Origin of the sequence: Arthrobacter alkaliphilus (assembly GCF_021483235.1) — a bacterium.
Classification (GTDB): Bacteria; Actinomycetota; Actinomycetes; order Actinomycetales; family Micrococcaceae; genus Arthrobacter; species Arthrobacter alkaliphilus.
In genome coordinates this window covers 1-15956 of record NZ_JAKEEC010000011.1, presented here as the reverse complement: position 1 = coordinate 15956, position 15956 = coordinate 1, and the positions used below count along the sequence as shown (strand labels likewise).

The following is a 15956-nucleotide window of genomic DNA, read 5'->3' as shown; positions in this document are numbered from 1 at the left end:
TTACTTGATATTTAGGGTGCCTAACTGTTAGGATACCTAAATATGAATACCAGCCCAGTTGACGACGCGCTCCTTGCCCTCGCCCAATCCTTCAGGGAGGCTTTGCGGCAGAGCGTCTACGTGATGCGCCGCCTCGATTCCGAAGAGCAGCTCAGCTCCGCGCAGCTCGGAGTGCTCAAGATGGCGCTCGACGGCGGTGCCCGCGTCGGAGGGATCGCCCGGAACCTTGGGGTCAAGGTCCCCAGCGCCACGGAACAGATCATCAAACTTGAGCGCGCCGGACTGGTCAGGCGCGAAGCCGACCCGGACGACTCCCGCGCTGTCCGTGTCGCCGCGACGGCGGCAGGGCGTGCCGCCGTCGAGAACGCAGACCGTCGCCGCAACGAATACATCGCAGGGATCCTCGGGACCCTGGGCCAGGCGGAACGCGACGCCGTGGAAGCCGCGCTTCCGGTGTTCGACAAGATCAACAACTCATTGCAGAACCAAGCCAGGAACTAGGAGAGCAGTCCATGAAAGGCCAGCTCGCAGACCAACTGCAGCCAGCGGAAGAAACCCTCGAGGCGGAAAAGGCCTCATTACTCAGGCAGCCCAAGGCTGTGTGGGCCACGGCGCTTGCCGCCGTCTTCGCCTTCATGGGCATCGGCCTGGTGGACCCGATCCTGCCGGCCATCGCCAAGAACCTCCAGGCCAGCCCCAGCCAGGTGTCCCTGTTGTTCACGAGCTACTTCCTAGTGACCGCAGTCGCGATGCTCGTGACCGGCTTCGTCTCGTCGCGGATCGGCGGTAAGAAGACGCTCATGATCGGGCTTGCCCTGATCGTCGTGTTCGCCTCGCTGTCAGGTATGTCCGGCAGCGTGGGTGAGCTGGTCGGATTCCGCGCCGGATGGGGTCTCGGCAACGCGCTCTTCGTGGCCACCGCGCTCGCCGTAATTGTCGGCGTCGCGAGTGGCGGAACCGGAACTGCGATCATCCTTTACGAGGCCGCCCTTGGCCTGGGCATCTCCCTCGGCCCGTTGCTCGGCGCCCTGCTCGGTGGGTGGCAGTGGCGCGCACCGTTCTTCGGAACCGCGGTCCTCATGGCCGTGTCGTTCATCGCCTTGCTGGCGCTCCTGCCCAAGACCCCGGCGCCGGCGACGAAGGCCCGCTTGCGTGACCCGCTCCTTGCCTTGGGCCACAAGGGCCTTCGCACCACCGCGGCCAGTGCCCTCTTCTACAACTACGGCTTCTTCACCATCCTGGCCTTCACGCCCTTCATCCTGGGAATGGACGCCTACGGTATCGGTGCCGTTTTCTTCGGCTGGGGTGTGGCTGTGGCCGTTTTCTCGGTCTTCGTGGCACCCGTGCTGCAGCGCCGCTTCGGCACCACCAACGTCCTGGTCGGCACCCTTGCGGCCCTCCTGCTCGACCTCGTGGGGCTGGGACTTGCCGCGGGGCACTCGGTGACGGCCGTCGTCGTGCTCGTCATTGCGGCGGGTGCCCTGCTGGGAGTCAACAACACCCTCTACACCGAACTGGCCATGGAGGTCTCCGATTCGCCGCGTCCCGTGGCGTCGGCCGGTTACAACTTTGTGCGGTGGATGGGCGGTGCGCTGGCTCCGTTTGCCGCGGCGCAGCTGGGCGAGCACTTCGGCCCGCAGATTCCCTTCTTCGCCGCGGCCCTTGCCCTCGCATTTGCGATCCTCGTCGCTGCCGGCGGCCGCCGCTTCCTCAAGTCACACGAACCGCACCTCGTGTAGGGGGCTACTTCGGTTCCGTGACCACGAGCTCCGCGGGAATGTGCCCCTTCGGGACGAACAAGGTCTCGGCCTGTTCGAGGGACATGCCGTTGGTCTCGGGCACCTTGAACATGACGAAGAAGAACGACGCCGCGGCGAACAGTGCGTACATGCCGTAAGTCAGCGGCAGCGAACCCGCCGCCATGATCGGGAAGCTCAACGTGATGGCGAAGTTGGCGATCCACTGGGCTGCCGCGGCCAGGCCGAGCGCGCGGGCGCGGATGCGGGACGGGAAGATCTCGCCCAGGAGCACCCAGACCAACGGTCCCCAGGAAGCTCCGAAGCTGATCACGAAAACGTTGGCGGCCACGAGGGCCACCGGACCCCAAGCGCCGGCCAGGGACACGGCGGAACCCGTTCCGGTCGCGGAGGAGAACGCCAGGGCCATGGCACCGAGGGACACCGCCATGCCGATGGAACCGGCCAGCAGGATGGGCCGGCGGCCGATCCGGTCCACGAGGGCGATGGCCACGAGCGTCACCAGGATGTTGGTGATGGACGTTCCCACAGAGATGGCCAGGGAGTCCTGCTCGTGGAAGCCGACTGCCTTCCAGAGGGTAGTGGAGTAGTAGAAGATCACGTTGATGCCCACGAATTGCTGCAACACCGACAGGATGATGCCGATCCACACCACAGGCTGCAAACCAAATGCCTTGCCTCGGAGCGAGCCCTTCTTGGTGGAGAGTTCGTCTTCCTTGATTGAGTCGCGGATTTCGCGGATGTGGCGTTCGGTGTCATCGCCGGGCATCAGGGTGTCGAAGATCGTGCGCGCTGTGTCTTCCTTGCCGTTAAGGACAAGGAAGCGCGGAGATTCGGGGAGCCGGAAGGAGATCAGGCCGTAAACCGCGGCTGGCGCGGCACACGCGATGAACATCCAGCGCCAGGCCTCGATTCCGAGCCACAATGCGTGGTGGGCGCCGCCCGCGGACGTCGCGAGGAGGGCGTCGGAGAGCAAGGCCGCGAAGATTCCGGTGGTGATCGCCAATTGCTGGAGTGACGCGAGCCTGCCGCGGACCTGGCGAGGCGAGATTTCCGAGATGTAGGCCGGCGCGATCACCGATGCGAGGCCGATGCCCAGGCCGCCCACAAGCCGCCAGAAAACCAGGTCCCAAATGCCGAAAGCCAAGCCCGTCCCGATCGAACTGACCAGGAAGAGTGCGGCGCCAAGCTTCATGGCGGGGATACGGCCGTAGCGGTCCGCCACCTTGCCCGCGAGATACGCTCCTGCCGCGCAGCCGAGCAACGCGACCGCCACGGCAAAGCCCGTGACGGCCTCGCTCAGCATGAACTCATCCTTCATCGCATCGACGGCGCCGTTGACCACGGATGAGTCGAAGCCGAAGAGGAAACCGCCTACCGCTCCGGAAACCGCCAGGCCAATTACCTTGCGTGGGACTCCGGAACGGCTGTCGGAGCTGGATGTAGGCATGGCTCTCCCTTGAGGAAATGTTGTGGGTTGTGCGGCGCGGTCGTCGTCATTGGCTGGTTCCGACGGGGACGCCGGTGCACTCGCGCTACACAGTGTGGCACGCTGTCGGCGTGACTTCCAGTCAGCGGGCCAGCCACACCGCAAGCGTCACGCAATGCGGACTTTTGCGCCGCCGTCGGGCACTCCGCCGCACAAATCCTGGAAACGACAACGGCAGGCAGTCCAAAAGACTGCCTGCCGTGACGCGGTTCGGAATCTTAGTGGGCGGAAACAGCTTCCTTCGCTGCCGCCTTCGGATCCATGAGTTTCTTGTTCGGCAAAGCGAACGTGATGAGGAATGCCAGCCCGGTGAGGGCCGCGGCGGTCAGCATCACCGTGTCGATCGACTGCGCGAAACCTTCAAGGATGGGCCGCGTGAGCGTCGGGTTGGCGTGGTGCAGCCAGCTGGTGTCGTTCAGCGAATCGTTCGAGGCGCCGTTCTTGAAGAAGTCGTACAGCTTGGCGTTTGCCGGATTCGTGGCCACCGCAGGGTCCTTGAGCACCTTGAGGTAGTCGGCGCTGCCGATGGCGTCCTTCATGCCCGAGGCGATCTTGTCCGCGGCCAGGGTGAAGAGCATCGAGATGAACACTGCGGTTCCCACGGCGCCGCCCATGGAACGGAAGAACGCGGCGGTGGACGTGCCAACGCCCATGTCCTTCGGAGGCACGGAGACCTGCATGGCCAAAGTGAGCGGCTGCATGCAGAAGCCCAGGCCGATGCCGAAGAACACGGCGATCAGGCCGGGAACCCACAGCTCGGTGTCCACGCCCAGGGACAGGCCCATGACGACGGCGGCCCCGGTCAGGATCGCCGTGCCGAGGATCGGGAAGATCCGGAAAACGCCCGACGCCGAGATGGTTCGTCCCGCTGTGATGGAACCGAACAGGATGCCCACCGTGAAGGTGATCATCATGAGGCCGGCTTCGGTGGGGGTGAGGCCCTTGACGAGCTGCAGGTACATCGGGAGCATCGCGATGGCCCCGAACATGCCGATACCAATGATGAAGTTCAGCAGGGAGGACAGGCCGAAGGTGATGTTGCGGAAGAGCCGCAGGGGGATCAGGGCGTAATCGCCGGCACGCCGCTCGACCAGCAGGAACGCGATGATGCCAATGACACCGAGCCCGTAGCAGATCCACGAGTTCACGGAGGTCCAGCCCCAGGTGCGGCCTTGTTCGGCGACGAGCAGCAAGGGGACGATTCCCAGGGTGATGGCCGCAGCGCCCCAGTAGTCGATCTTCTGCTTGATGTGCTTCACGGGCAGGTGCAGGAAGAAGAACACCACAGCCAATGCGGCCAGCCCGATGGGCAGGTTGATGAAGAAGACCCAGCGCCAGCCATCGAAGCCAAGGATGTTGGCTGAGCCTGCGAAGGCCCCGCCCACCACGGGTCCGAGCACGGACGAGACGCCAAAGACGGACATGAAGTAGCCCTGGTACTTGGCGCGATCCTTCAGGGCGACAATGTCGCCGATGATCGTCAATGCGAGGGCCAGCAAACCGCCGGCGCCCATCCCCTGGATGCCGCGGGCGATGGCGAGCTCCGTCATGGAATGCACGGAACCGGCGTACAGCGAGCCGGCGAGGAAGATCAGGATTGCGGCGAGGTACAGCGGGCGGCGGCCGAAGATGTCGCTGAGCTTGCCGTACAGCGGGGTGCTCACCGTGGAGGTGATGAGGTAAGCCGTGGTGGCCCAGGCCTGCAATGACAGGCCGTCCAGGTCGTTCGCGATGGTGTAGATGGACGTGGACACGATGGTCTGGTCCAAGGAGGACAGGAACATGCCGAGCATGAGGCCCACCATGACGGTGAGCGTCTGACGATGTGTCAGGACCTCACCGGGTGCCCGTACAGGCGTGGCGTTGGACATTGCTTCTCCAAAGGGGATTTAAGGGACTAAGCAGGATAGTTGCTTTCAGTAACTATCCTAATCGCTCCCGTATTCCCTGTCGTACCCCATTAGCGAGAAAAATGTCACCGTTCCACGAGAATCCCGTCGGGATCGCAGTAGATAAGGTCGCCGGGCTCAATATGCACTCCGTCGATCACCAAGGGGATGTCCACTTCCCCGCGTCCCACCTTGGAGCTTTTCTTGGGGTTGCTCCCGAGGGCCTTGACGCCCAGAGGCAGCTTCGCGATCGCAACGCGGTCGCGGATGGCCCCATTGATCACGACGCCGGCCCAGCCGTTCGCGACGGCGCTCTCGGCGATCATGTCCCCCATGAGGGCCGTGCGCAGGGAGCCGTAGCCGTCCACCACCAGCACGGCGCCTTCGCCGGGCGTCGCCAGGACGGTCTTCACCAGCGCATTGTCCTCAAAGCATTTGATGGTCCGAACAGGGCCGTTGAAGTGGGAAACGCCGCCGAGGTCCTGGAACTGCAGTGAGATCGACTCAACGTCTTCGGCATGCTCGTCGTAGAGATCGGCGGTGTTGATGGGGTTCCTCGGGCTGTTCATCTTTGATCCTCCTCGGTCCGTTGGAGTTAGCCTAACGCCTCCGCCCTTCCCTCGGCGCTAGGCTGAATTCACACGTCAAGACGCTAGGGGAGCACCGTCATGAGCACGTCCGATCTGTCCGGTTCATTGCCTGAAAGACCGCTGGCGGATACTTCCCTCGATCGCACGCAAATACCGGGCCCGACGACGGCGCTCGCCGAGCCCGTGGCGCGCGTACGATCGCTGTGGGTCACCGGAGTGGTGCTCGTCAATGTGGGTATCAACGCCGCCTTCTTCGGCCCTCTCCAGGTGTTGCTCGGGCAGCAGGCCATCCACTTCGACGAGGGCCAGAAGGAAGCCATCCTTGCGCTCGTGACGGGATGCGGGGCTGCTGTGTCCATGGTGGCGAATCCCCTGTTCGGGGCGTTCAGCGATCGGACTACCTCCCGCTTCGGACGGCGGGTCCCTTGGGTGCTTTCCGGTGCCATCCTGGGTACTGCCGCGTTGCTTGGCCTGGCGGGAGCTCCCAACGTGGCGGTCATGACTATTCTGTGGTGCCTCGTCCAGGCCGGCTGTAACGGAGCCTATGCGGCAATCACGGCGGCCATTCCGGACCGCGTGCCTGTGCCGCAGCGTGGCTCAGTGGGCGGTCTCGCGGCCATGGGCCAGACCGTGGGCATCCTTATCGGCGCGGTGATCGCGTCCGTGGTCTCGGGGAACTTCGCCCTCGGCTACGTTGTGTGCGCCGCAGCGCTGCTGGCCGGCGTCGTGCTCTATCTTTTCAAGAGCGGCGACGTGCCTCTCGCTCCGGAAGCCAGGCCGCCATTCAGGCTGTGGACGTTCATCAAAGGCTTCTGGATCTCGCCGGTCAAATACCCGGACTTCGCGTGGGCTTGGTTGACCAGGTTCCTGGTGAACGTGGGCAACCACATGGTCACGTTGTACTTGCTCTTCTTCCTCAAGGATGCCGTGCATCTCGAGGACACACAGGGGATCAGGCCTGAGTTGGGGGTCCTCATCCTGACAGGCCTGTATGCCGTCATGGTGATCATCACGAGCGTGGTGGGTGGTGCCATTAGCGACCGCATGGGCAAACGCAAGCCGTTGGTCATTGCTTCCTCGGCTGTCATCTCGGCTGCTGCCCTGATCCTCGCGTTCGAACCCACGTGGACGGGGGCGATTGCGGGCGCAGTTGTGCTCGGCGTTGGCTTTGGGGCGTACCTCGCGGTCGACTTCGCCCTCATCTCCCAAGTGCTGCCCGCGGCTTTGGACCGCGGCCGGGATCTTGGGGTGATCAACATCGCCAACTCTTTGCCGCAAGTGATTGCGCCACCGATTGCTTCCTTTTTCGTTGTGCTTTGGGGCGGCTACGTCTCGCTGTATGTGGCCGCCGCAGTCATTGGCTTGCTGGGGGCAGTATTCGTGGTGAAGATCAAAGGCGTCGCCTAGGCTGCGGAATCCGTTTTCAGGGAACTGACAACTTACTGCCGTATTATGGTCGGGACGCGCTCGGTCTTTGGGGGGGCCGCGCAAGCTCCCCGAACGAAGCCCAAACCAACAGAACGCCGGAAATGTCCGAACCGAACTCCTTGGAACCGTATTCGCTGGACCTGGCCGCCGGGTTGCCCCAAATGGCGGCTGCTCCCACGACGCCGCGACAGCAGTTGCGCTACGCCCGGATATTGAAGACTGCCGCGGGATTCGCCCAGCGGCAGTTCGATACCGTGAGCCTCTCGGATGTATCCACTCGGGCCCACGTTCCGCTCGGGACGCTCTACCGTTACTTTCCGTCCACCGTCCACCTGATGCTCGCCGTCTACCGGCAGCAGCTCCGGGAACTGAACGGCGCCAAGCCGGCATCTTCGAGGTCCAGCCAGCAGGAGCTCACCGGTCTCGGGATGGAGATTTTCCACATGCGGGTCATGCAGCCCGCTGTCGAGCACTGCCTTTCCCGCACCTGGGACACTCGCGATGGTGACATCCCCGCACTCTTGCGCGATATTGAGGCGCTTTCTGCCGACATGGTGGCTGCCGCGATCGGTGATGCCGGGAGGGCCCGGATCTTGCTTCACGTCATCAGCGGTCTGGTCCAGTCCGTCAAATGCCGCAGACTCTCGCTATTCGACGCCGAGAAGGACCTCAAGAACGCGTGCAAGTTGATCGCGGAAGCGTAGTTTTCGCGGAAATCGCCGTAATTGGTCTAGACCACAGCGACCAAAAGTATGAGTTTACGACTGGATGTCTCTAGTCTTCCTATCAGGCCCCTGCCTACCAAGGCAGGACCCAAGCGGCTAGCAGCCCATATCCGCAGGAGTTTCACCGCCCGGACCAGCCACCCTTGGTCCTGCACCGAAGCCTCTATACCTGCCCGAATTGTGCCGTGGGTTCACGGCTAGCCTGAGGAGACAACGACGTGTCCGTCGAGACCATCACCACTGAACAGAATGTGACTGCCCTTGCGCTGAGCGAAGAGGAAATTTTCGCCGCCCACGAAGGCGGCAAGCTTTCCGTGTCCAGCACAGTGCCGCTATTGAACAAGCGGGACCTTTCCATTGCCTACACTCCCGGCGTCGCAGAGGTGAGCCGCGCGATCCACGCCAACCCGGAGCTTGCACGCACGCACACCTGGGCAGAACGCCTCGTTGTGGTGGTCAGCGATGGCACGGCGGTCCTCGGCCTGGGCGACATCGGGCCCAGCGCTTCCCTCCCTGTCATGGAAGGAAAGTCCGCACTGTTCAAGGCCTTTGGCGATCTCGATTCCATCCCCTTGGTCCTCAACACCACCAACGTGGACGAAATCATCGAGACCCTGGTCCGGCTGCGTCCGAGCTTCGGCGCCGTCAACCTCGAAGACATCGCGGCTCCGCGCTGCTTCGAACTCGAAGAGCGCCTCATCGAAGCCCTCGACTGCCCCGTCATGCACGACGACCAGCACGGCACCGCCGTCGTGGTTCTCGCAGCGCTGACCAACGCCGCCAAGGTGACCGGCCGCGAGCTTGAGGGCCTGAAAGTTGTGGTCTCCGGTGCGGGTGCGGCAGGCATCGCCGTCTCCGAGATCCTGCTGGCCGCTGGAGTCAAGGACGTCGTCCTGCTTGATTCCAAGGGCATCATCAACTCCGAGCGCGCCGACCTGGTGGCGGATTCGGGCAGCGCCAAGGCACGCTTCGCCCAGCGCACCAACCCGCGCGCCCTCTCCGGCGGACCCGCGGAAGCACTGGACGGCGCCGACGTCTTCATCGGCGTTTCCTCGTCCAAGCTGGCCGAGGAGCACTTGAAGCTCATGAATGAGAATTCGATCGTGTTCGCCCTGTCCAACCCGGACCCGGAAGTCCTGCCCGAGGTCGCCGTCCAGTATGCGGCGGTCGTGGCAACCGGCCGGAGCGACTTCCCGAACCAGATCAACAACGTCCTGGCCTTCCCCGGAATTTTCCGCGGAGCCTTGGACGCCGGCGCGCGCCGCATTACACCGGCCATGAAGATCGCCGCGGCCAGGGCCATCGCCGCGCTGGCCGAGGAAGAACTATCCGCCGAGTACATCGTGCCCAGCCCCCTGGATCCCCGGGTTGCCCCTGCTGTCACGGCGGCGGTTTCGGCAGCTGCTGAATAGCCCCCGCGCCTAACCCAACAAGCCGACGACGGCGACGCTCCCGTGCTGGGGAGGGTCGCCGTCGTTTTTTGGTTTCGTCGCAAACGCCCGGTCACCTTTGGGGCATTTTCGGCTGACGCCCGGTCACCTTTGGTGCTGTTTCGACGGACGCCCACTCACGTTTGGTGCTGTTTCGACTTGACGCCCACTCACGTTTGGTGCTGTTTCGACTTGACGCCCACTCACGTTTGGTGCTGTTTCGACGGACGCCCGGTCACCTTTGGGGGCCTTTTCGACGGATGCCCGGTCACGTATGTCGGCGTTTTCGCAAACGCTCACTCACCTTTCGCGTTGGCTCTAAGGCTGAATCAGCTGGCTTCCCGGTGGAGATCGGACGCTGAAGGGCAGAATCTGCGTCGACGTGTCCCGGGCCGTGGATAGGGTGGCTCACATGGAACAGACACTGAAAGTTGCACGGCAATGGGGCGCCCCAGCGGCGGCCGTCATTTTCTTCGCGCTGTGGTGCGTCATCGAGGTTGGAAACCTGGCCCCTTGGATTGACCATTGGGCCGAATTGTGGCCACCCATCCTTCAAAGATTCGCGATAGCAATCCTCAGCGCCTTGGCCATTGCCGTCTCGGCATGGCGATCCGTACTTTCTCTGGGATTCACGGCTGTCTTGCTTGTAGGACAGTTGGCATACTTTTTTCCTCCGCCGTATTCCAACGATTGGGCCGTATATTTGGGTCCGTTCATCGGCTTGGCGTTTTCCATGTGGACCGCGAGGGGCCGCCTGCGCCTTGCCATAGCGGGGAGCAACGTCGCTTTTGCCGGCGTAATGACGTTCATCATGCTGTCTTGGCGATACGGGAGTGGTGGCGATGGCTGGTTTAGACCGCTCTTCATGGGAGACCGGGGCGCCCTGAGCAACTATGGCTGGCAGCTCTTCCTATTCCTTCTTCTCATTGCCACAGGCTGCGCGGCCGTCGGTATTGCCTTGGCTCTTTATGAGGATCGGGGCAAGCTATTCCAGTCAAAGGTCCTCGCGCAGGCGAACCTCAAGGAGGCCGAGGTGGAACTCGTCGTGGAGCAGGAGCGCACGCGGATCGCCCGGGACCTCCACGACGTTCTGGCACACTCGCTCGCAGTGATCGCCGCACAGGCGGACGGCACGCGCTATCTGAGCCAGGACCAACCTAAGGCGGTTCTCGACGCCTTGGAGAACATCGCCGTATCCGCCCGCCACGCCCTAGTGGACGCCCAGCGTGTTATTGAGGGAGTGCGCGACGACGGTCTGGTGGCACCGCAGCCCAGGCTCACCGACGTCGGCCCCCTTGTCGAGCGGATGCGTCAGGGGAGCCTCAAGGTCCAGCAGAGTGAAACCGGCACCCCGGTGGAGCTTGGCGCGGGACAGCAACTCGCAGTTTTCCGGATTGTGCAGGAATGCCTCACGAATGCCCTCAAGCACGGCGGACGCGGCACGGCCGTGCGGATTCACTTCGACTGGAGCGGCCCGGGGTTGACCATGCACGTCGCCTCTGACTTGCCGGCGTCCGTTTCGATTGGGGGGACGGACGACGGCGATGCCACCGAGCGCCTGGGACGCGGCATCCCCGGAATGCGCGAGCGTGCCCACCTGGCCGGCGGCTGGCTCAGTTCCGGGCCCGACGGCGAGCAGTTCCGTGTGACGGTCTTCATCCCCTATGGCTCGCGCCCGGCTGCGCCCCTTCCGGAAGATGGGATGGACGAGGAACCCGTTCCGTCTGCCAAGGCGCCGGAGCATGAGCCGGCCTTGGCTCTTGAGGGTGCGTCGCCGTCGTCGAGCATTGCGCAGGAAAGTGCTGGACGTGGCTGACACACCCATCATGGTTGCTTTAGTGGACGACCAACCACTTTTTCGCTCCGGCATCCGCATGCTGGTCCAGAGCCAAGCAGACATGTATATGGCGTGGGAGGCAGCCGACGGGGAGCAGGCCGTGGAGCTCGCGGCCAACCAGCGGCCGGACGTCATGCTGATGGACCTTCGGATGCCGGTGCTGGATGGAGTCGAGGCCACGCGCCGCATCACGGAGGAGGCCGGCGCGGCCGGGGTGGACAAGCCAAAGATCATCGCCCTGACCACTTTCAACAGAGACCAAGCCATAGTTGATGCCGTTCAGGCAGGCGCGAGCGGGTATTTGCTCAAGAGTGCGGAACCGGAATTCCTGCTGGCCGCCATCCGGACCGTATATTCGGGATACTCAGTGATCGCGCCTGGTTCGGTTCATGAACTCTTCCAGCACGCAGCGCGGACGGTGCCGGTCACAGGACCGGACCTCGCAGTGCTGGACGAGCTGTCGCCACGCGAGCGTGATGTGTTCCTGTTAGCCGCCAAAGGCTTGGGCAACGCCGATATGGCGCAGAGCCTGTTTGTATCCGAAGCCAAAGTGAAATCCCATCTTCGCAATGTCCTCACCAAGCTTGGGCTGCGCACGAGGCTTCAACTCGTCGCCTTCGCTTATGAACGAAGGCTTCTCGGCTGAATAGAGGCCATAGGTGACCGGGCGTTGGGGGTTTGGGTGTCGTAGGTGACCGGGCGTTGGGGGTTTGGGCGTTATAGGTGACCGGGGGTTGGACACCCGCCGCACCCCGGCGCAAAGGCGGCGGCCGTTCCCGTTCGGGACGGCCGCCGTCGTTCAACTGCAGGATGCTGCAGAGTCAGGGCGCTACATGGCGCGGCCCTTCGACTCCTCCCTTACGTCGCGTCCAAGCCAAATGCCAAGGCCAACCATGACAACACCGAGAACCAGGTGCAGCCAGTCGTCCGCGGCATTCATGGGTACGAAGTCAGCGCTCATGTTCGACATGGTGATGAGGCCGTAGATCCACAGGACGAGGTAGATCGCACCGCCACCGATCAGGTAGCCGCGCGCCATCCTTGCAGACCTCGCGAAGTACAAGCCTGCTACGCCGAACAGCAAATGGACAATATTGTGCAAGATGGAAACTTGGAAGATTCCAAGAAGCATGGCGCCCGAGTCATGTCCCGCGAAGGTCATTGCGCCGTAATTGCTGGTGATGCCGGGGATAAATCCCAAGACGCCAACAGCCAGGAAAACCCAGCCCAAACCAAGTGCTGTGTTGTGAAGCGTCGGCCCCATTGCGTGGTGCTGCGCGGGGTGTGAAGCAGTAGTCATAGCTCCTCCCGATCACGATTTCCATCGGCCCTTCAAATGGAGGGCCGTATCGCGGCAAGGGAGTCGGAACCCTGCCGACGGAGATATCATACTCCCGAAAACCCGGGAAATAGAGGGGAAGGGCCGGGACGAGCACCGCTAGCATGGTTCTGTGATGCCCAATTCTGCGACGCTTCATCCTGCGATGGCAGGGCAACCGTGAGTGAGCCATCGGCTCCCGGAATTCGCGGCGCGATTTTCGTGGATACCAGGGACATCACGCCATTCCGGAACGGACATGTCCGCACATCTGTGGGTGGAATGGCCGAGGGCTTGGGCGGTGCGATTCGGGGCGTTCTCAAGGGAAAGGCCGCTGGCCGGATCGACGTCGCGGGGGATGTTCCCAGGCTCAAACGGCTGGCCGGCAAGACCGCCAGATCGGTGTACGACGCGGTCTTCACTAGCACTGAGCCGGACCGGCTCATCACCTTGGCGCGCGCCTACCCTGGCTGGGCGGGCCTCTGTTACGTGATTGCCGGGCTGCTTGTGTACAAACACGGAGGATACCTCCGGGCGTCGGAACTTCTACAGCGGGGCCTGGCGGTTCGGATCGACGACGCGGCCAGCCAGTTCTCCGCAAGCTACCTTCGCAGGGTGGTTACGCGGGTCGAGGTGGCGGAGCGGATCGACGTTCCGGTCCTGTTCAGCGAGGAATCCGTTTTCCTTGCCCTCTCGCACTGCTTCCGGGAGACGGGCCAGACTGCCGAAGCCATGGAAGCCCTGGCCAGTTTGCCGCCGTCGTTGCCCTCCGCCTTGGCCCGCTGCACCGCAGCCGCAGCGCTCGACCGGCACGCCGACGTCGTTGCTTGGACGGAGGGGCTGCGCAATACGGACGACCTCTCGGCGGCGCTCCTGCTGATTCGGGCGCAGTCGCTCAGGATGTTGGGGGAGAGGGAAGCAGCGCAGGCCGCTCTCGCGGAGGTCCTTCGCAGGAAGAAGACCAGCCTCGCGTTGCGCAACGACGCCCTCACGGACTTGGCTTTGTCGAAGCTTGAGGCCACGCGGCGGGTGCCCAAGCTACGTCCTCCCATTCCCCAAGTGGTTTTGCGCCGGAAGCAACGCAAGCCGGAAGGGGCTGACGATCTGGACGCCGTCGACGGGATCCGCAAGGACGTCGAAGTGCGCCGGCTGTGGAACAAGGACTTCGGCGAACCCGGCGGCTAGCCGGCTTCAGCGCGGCTAGTCCCGAAGCGCGCGTAAAACTCCGCGAATAGAAACCCCGACGGCGCCGACAAGCGGGAGCAGCATGGCCAAAACAACTATGGTATTTGGCCGGAAAGCCACTCGTCCATTGGCACGACGGGAGTAGACCCCGAACGGAAGCACCAAACCGCCTCCTCCGCCGCCTGCCGCATTGGTTCCGTCGCCGCCGCCTCCGAACCCAAAGGACACTAGGGCCACCGGGATCACTTCCTCCCCGCCGATCTGCACGGGCGGACCGTAGGCCCTCGAGACGCCTAGTTGTTTGAAGGACTCTATAAGGTTGGAAAAGTCAGTGGACATGAAGCCGACGATAGGTCGCCTCGCCAAGGAACACCAGAGGCATCTTACTGAGCCCCTGGCCGCGGCGTTACTGGAGCATCGGGAGCAGCTGTTCGCCAAGCAGGACGGTTCCGAGGCCCATCATGATGATGCCGCTCGCAAGGGTCACCACGCGTGCGGCGGACGGCCGGGACTGCAGGAGCTTTCGCGAGGTCAGGGCTACCGCCGTGTAAATGATGCCGGCGAACAGCACGAACGTCAGGCCGAGTACTCCGGATTGGACCGGCACGGGAAGCGACGCCTCCGGACTCACGAACTGCGGCACCAGCGCCAGGAAGAACAGCAACCCCTTGGGGTTGATGCCGCTCGTGCCCATGCCCTGCAGGAAGGTGCGCAACTGGTTTCGGGACTGCCCGACGGCGTCATCCGCACTGAAGCTTGCGCCGCGCCACGAGCGCGTGGTGCTCACGCCTAGCCACAGCAAGTAGGCTGCACCCGCGATGGTCAGCCAGCCAAGAAGTCCCGGAACCCCCGTCAAAAGGGCCGCGAGTCCGGCCACCAGGAGGACCGTATGCACCACGTAGCCGCTGCATAGGCCGGCCACGGCGGGGAGGAAACTGCGCTGCCGCAGGCCTGCGGCAATCGAATATGCCCAATCGACGCCCGGGGTGCACGCCAAAGTGACGGCGACTATCGCGAAGGCGAGGAAAAGCTGGGGATTCATTGGTGTCTCCTGGCTGGCGGTTACACCTTGAACTTTATGGAAAATGGCCCCATAAGTGTTCCCATCTTTAGCTCGGCTTGCCGTCGTCTCGGTAAGATATTTGCGTGATTGACGGAATCGACAGAACTATTTTGCGCTATCTCAAAGAGGATGGCCGAATGACCGCAACGGCGCTCGCGGCCAAGGTGGGTTTGACCGTGGCTCCGTGCCATCGGAGGTTGCGGGATCTCGAGGCCTCCGGCGTCATTCGGGGGTACAGGGCAGACATCGATCCGGGCGCGATCGGGCTGGGGTTCGAGGCGATCGTGTTTGTGACCCTGCGCCAGGCCGACCGGGTCACCATGTCGGAGTTCGAGGATCGGGTAGCCGCGATCCCCAACATCGTCGAGGCTCAGCGACTCTTCGGCTCCCCGGACTACCTCCTGCGCGTGATCGCCGCTGATCTCACGGCCTACCAGCGCTTCTATGACGACCAACTCTCGGCGCTGCCTGCCGTCGAGCGCCTTAACTCGACCTTGGTGATGAAGAACCTGAAATCGAACGCCGGGCCGCCTGTTTGAGGTCGGGCTCCTCGGTGGGCGGGTGGGCGGGCTCCACGGCGGGCCGGCGGGCCGGTGAGTGTCGTTGGATGCTGCCGGGGCTGATGCTGCCGCTCGGCTGGGACGGTGCCGTGCCTGAGGCTGCCGTGCCTGACGCTGCCGTCCGGCTGGAACGGTGCCGTGCCTGAGGCTGCCGTGCCTGACGTCGCCGTCCGGCTGGAGGGCGAGCCTTGGGTTTGCAGAAAAGTCCTGCGGTTTGTTTCATGAGTGGGGTTCTTCGGGCTTATTTTGTCGGGGGTCCCTGGAAGAGTTTCCTTATGGACGGCATTCAGGGAACCGAGCGGATCGGGACGGGCGCGCCTTCGGCCGGCGCTGGCCTGGATGCTGCTGTCGCGGGTGGCCGGAAGCCAGACAGCTGGAGGCCGGGTGGCCGGACTGTCCGCGTGCAGGAGCTCGTCGACGCCCTGAAAGCGATCCGGCCGCTATGCACGGCACCTAACGGCGGTGAAGCCGGCAGCGCGGATCCGCTCGGCGGTGCGGAATCGGGTGCCGAGTTGATTGACCAGTTGCGTGCTTTGGAGGATTTGAAGTCCGCGGCCGCGGCCGCGCAAGCGCGGATCGCGGTGGCTTTCGACACTGTCCAGCGCAGGGCCGACGCCGATCTCGGTGTTCCGGCGGAGGAGCGGGGCCGCGGGGTGGCGGCGCAGGTTGCTTTGGCGCGGCGGGA

At 63.6% G+C, this 15956-nt stretch carries 15 protein-coding genes and 1 pseudogene; 10 read left to right on the top strand and 6 right to left on the bottom strand.

Annotated features, from left to right (window positions below):
- Positions 1-42 precede the first annotated feature (42 nt).
- Both L0B83_RS09600 and L0B83_RS09595 read left to right on the top strand, forming a co-directional pair.
- Positions 43-501 carry a MarR family winged helix-turn-helix transcriptional regulator gene (locus L0B83_RS09600; RefSeq protein WP_234758184.1) on the top strand — a complete coding sequence of 153 codons (459 nt, stop codon included), beginning with the start codon at positions 43-45 and terminating at the stop codon, positions 499-501.
- 11 nt (positions 502-512) lie between these two features.
- Positions 513-1739, top strand: a complete 1227-nt coding sequence (locus L0B83_RS09595; RefSeq protein ID WP_234758183.1) for an MFS transporter — start codon at positions 513-515, stop codon at positions 1737-1739.
- A 4-nt stretch (positions 1740-1743) separates the two neighbouring features.
- Here the strand turns inward: L0B83_RS09595 and L0B83_RS09590 are convergent, their stop codons facing one another.
- From L0B83_RS09590 to rraA, 3 genes are all read right to left on the bottom strand, one after another.
- Positions 1744-3207: a sugar porter family MFS transporter gene (locus tag L0B83_RS09590; protein ID WP_234758182.1), complete on the bottom strand. Its 1464-nt coding sequence runs from the start codon at positions 3205-3207 to the stop codon at positions 1744-1746.
- A 257-nt stretch (positions 3208-3464) separates the two neighbouring features.
- Positions 3465-5117 carry an MDR family MFS transporter gene (locus tag L0B83_RS09585; RefSeq protein ID WP_234758181.1) on the bottom strand — a complete coding sequence of 551 codons (1653 nt, stop codon included), beginning with the start codon at positions 5115-5117 and terminating at the stop codon, positions 3465-3467.
- Between the two features lie 104 nt (positions 5118-5221).
- Complete coding sequence (gene rraA, locus L0B83_RS09580; RefSeq protein WP_234758180.1) at positions 5222-5704, bottom strand: ribonuclease E activity regulator RraA; 483 nt, start codon at positions 5702-5704, stop codon at positions 5222-5224.
- Positions 5705-5803: 99 nt separating this feature from the next.
- Between rraA and L0B83_RS09575 the strand changes: the two genes are divergently transcribed.
- The 5 genes from L0B83_RS09575 (at position 5804) to L0B83_RS09555 (ending at position 11791) form a co-directional block, all read left to right on the top strand.
- Complete coding sequence (locus L0B83_RS09575) at positions 5804-7132, top strand: MFS transporter (protein ID WP_234758179.1); 1329 nt, start codon at positions 5804-5806, stop codon at positions 7130-7132.
- A gap of 122 nt (positions 7133-7254) precedes the next feature.
- Positions 7255-7857 carry a TetR/AcrR family transcriptional regulator gene (locus tag L0B83_RS09570; protein WP_234758178.1) on the top strand — a complete coding sequence of 201 codons (603 nt, stop codon included), beginning with the start codon at positions 7255-7257 and terminating at the stop codon, positions 7855-7857.
- Between the two features lie 239 nt (positions 7858-8096).
- Positions 8097-9290, top strand: coding sequence for an NAD(P)-dependent malic enzyme (locus tag L0B83_RS09565; protein WP_234758177.1), 1194 nt, complete (start codon positions 8097-8099; stop codon positions 9288-9290).
- 430 nt (positions 9291-9720) lie between these two features.
- A complete protein-coding gene (locus L0B83_RS09560; protein ID WP_234758176.1) occupies positions 9721-11124 on the top strand; it encodes a sensor histidine kinase in 1404 nt (467 codons plus the stop codon).
- On the top strand, positions 11117-11791 hold the full coding sequence (locus tag L0B83_RS09555; protein ID WP_234758175.1) for a response regulator: 675 nt from the start codon (positions 11117-11119) through the stop codon (positions 11789-11791). Before L0B83_RS09560 ends, L0B83_RS09555 begins: the two co-directional genes overlap by 8 nt.
- 183 nt (positions 11792-11974) lie before the next feature.
- Here the strand turns inward: L0B83_RS09555 and L0B83_RS09550 are convergent, their stop codons facing one another.
- On the bottom strand, positions 11975-12445 hold the full coding sequence (locus tag L0B83_RS09550) for a DUF4383 domain-containing protein (RefSeq protein ID WP_234758174.1): 471 nt from the start codon (positions 12443-12445) through the stop codon (positions 11975-11977).
- Between the two features lie 198 nt (positions 12446-12643).
- Between L0B83_RS09550 and L0B83_RS09545 the strand changes: the two genes are divergently transcribed.
- Positions 12644-13648 (top strand): hypothetical protein, encoded by a 1005-nt coding sequence (locus tag L0B83_RS09545; RefSeq protein ID WP_234758173.1) that lies wholly within the window; start codon positions 12644-12646, stop codon positions 13646-13648.
- Positions 13649-13663: 15 nt separating this feature from the next.
- Here L0B83_RS09545 and L0B83_RS09540 read toward each other — a convergent pair whose 3' ends face one another.
- Positions 13664-13987 carry a hypothetical protein gene (locus tag L0B83_RS09540; RefSeq protein ID WP_234758172.1) on the bottom strand — a complete coding sequence of 108 codons (324 nt, stop codon included), beginning with the start codon at positions 13985-13987 and terminating at the stop codon, positions 13664-13666.
- Positions 13988-14054: 67 nt separating this feature from the next.
- Positions 14055-14690 carry a LysE family translocator gene (locus L0B83_RS09535; RefSeq protein WP_234758171.1) on the bottom strand — a complete coding sequence of 212 codons (636 nt, stop codon included), beginning with the start codon at positions 14688-14690 and terminating at the stop codon, positions 14055-14057.
- A 104-nt stretch (positions 14691-14794) separates the two neighbouring features.
- Here L0B83_RS09535 and L0B83_RS09530 point away from each other — a divergent pair, with 104 nt between their 5' ends.
- Both L0B83_RS09530 and L0B83_RS09525 read left to right on the top strand, forming a co-directional pair.
- Entirely contained in the window at positions 14795-15250 is a 456-nt protein-coding gene (locus L0B83_RS09530) for an Lrp/AsnC family transcriptional regulator (protein WP_234758170.1), read from the top strand.
- A gap of 296 nt (positions 15251-15546) precedes the next feature.
- Positions 15547-15956, top strand: a pseudogene (locus tag L0B83_RS09525) (hypothetical protein); the annotation flags it as partial.

Excerpts from the sequence above, each read along its gene's own strand:
- L0B83_RS09535 (WP_234758171.1), bottom strand. The coding sequence starts at position 14,690 with ATGAATCCCCAGCTTTTCCTCGCCTTCGCGATAGTCGCCGTCACTTTG.
- L0B83_RS09540 (WP_234758172.1), bottom strand. The coding sequence starts at position 13,987 with ATGTCCACTGACTTTTCCAACCTTATAGAGTCCTTCAAACAACTAGGC.
- L0B83_RS09570 (WP_234758178.1), top strand. The coding sequence starts at position 7,255 with ATGTCCGAACCGAACTCCTTGGAACCGTATTCGCTGGACCTGGCCGCC.
- L0B83_RS09550 (WP_234758174.1), bottom strand. The coding sequence starts at position 12,445 with ATGACTACTGCTTCACACCCCGCGCAGCACCACGCAATGGGGCCGACG.
- L0B83_RS09595 (WP_234758183.1), top strand. The coding sequence starts at position 513 with ATGAAAGGCCAGCTCGCAGACCAACTGCAGCCAGCGGAAGAAACCCTC.
- L0B83_RS09575 (WP_234758179.1), top strand. The coding sequence starts at position 5,804 with ATGAGCACGTCCGATCTGTCCGGTTCATTGCCTGAAAGACCGCTGGCG.
- L0B83_RS09590 (WP_234758182.1), bottom strand. The coding sequence starts at position 3,207 with ATGCCTACATCCAGCTCCGACAGCCGTTCCGGAGTCCCACGCAAGGTA.
- rraA (WP_234758180.1), bottom strand. The coding sequence starts at position 5,704 with ATGAACAGCCCGAGGAACCCCATCAACACCGCCGATCTCTACGACGAG.
- L0B83_RS09585 (WP_234758181.1), bottom strand. The coding sequence starts at position 5,117 with ATGTCCAACGCCACGCCTGTACGGGCACCCGGTGAGGTCCTGACACAT.
- L0B83_RS09560 (WP_234758176.1), top strand. The coding sequence starts at position 9,721 with ATGGAACAGACACTGAAAGTTGCACGGCAATGGGGCGCCCCAGCGGCG.
- L0B83_RS09600 (WP_234758184.1), top strand. The coding sequence starts at position 43 with ATGAATACCAGCCCAGTTGACGACGCGCTCCTTGCCCTCGCCCAATCC.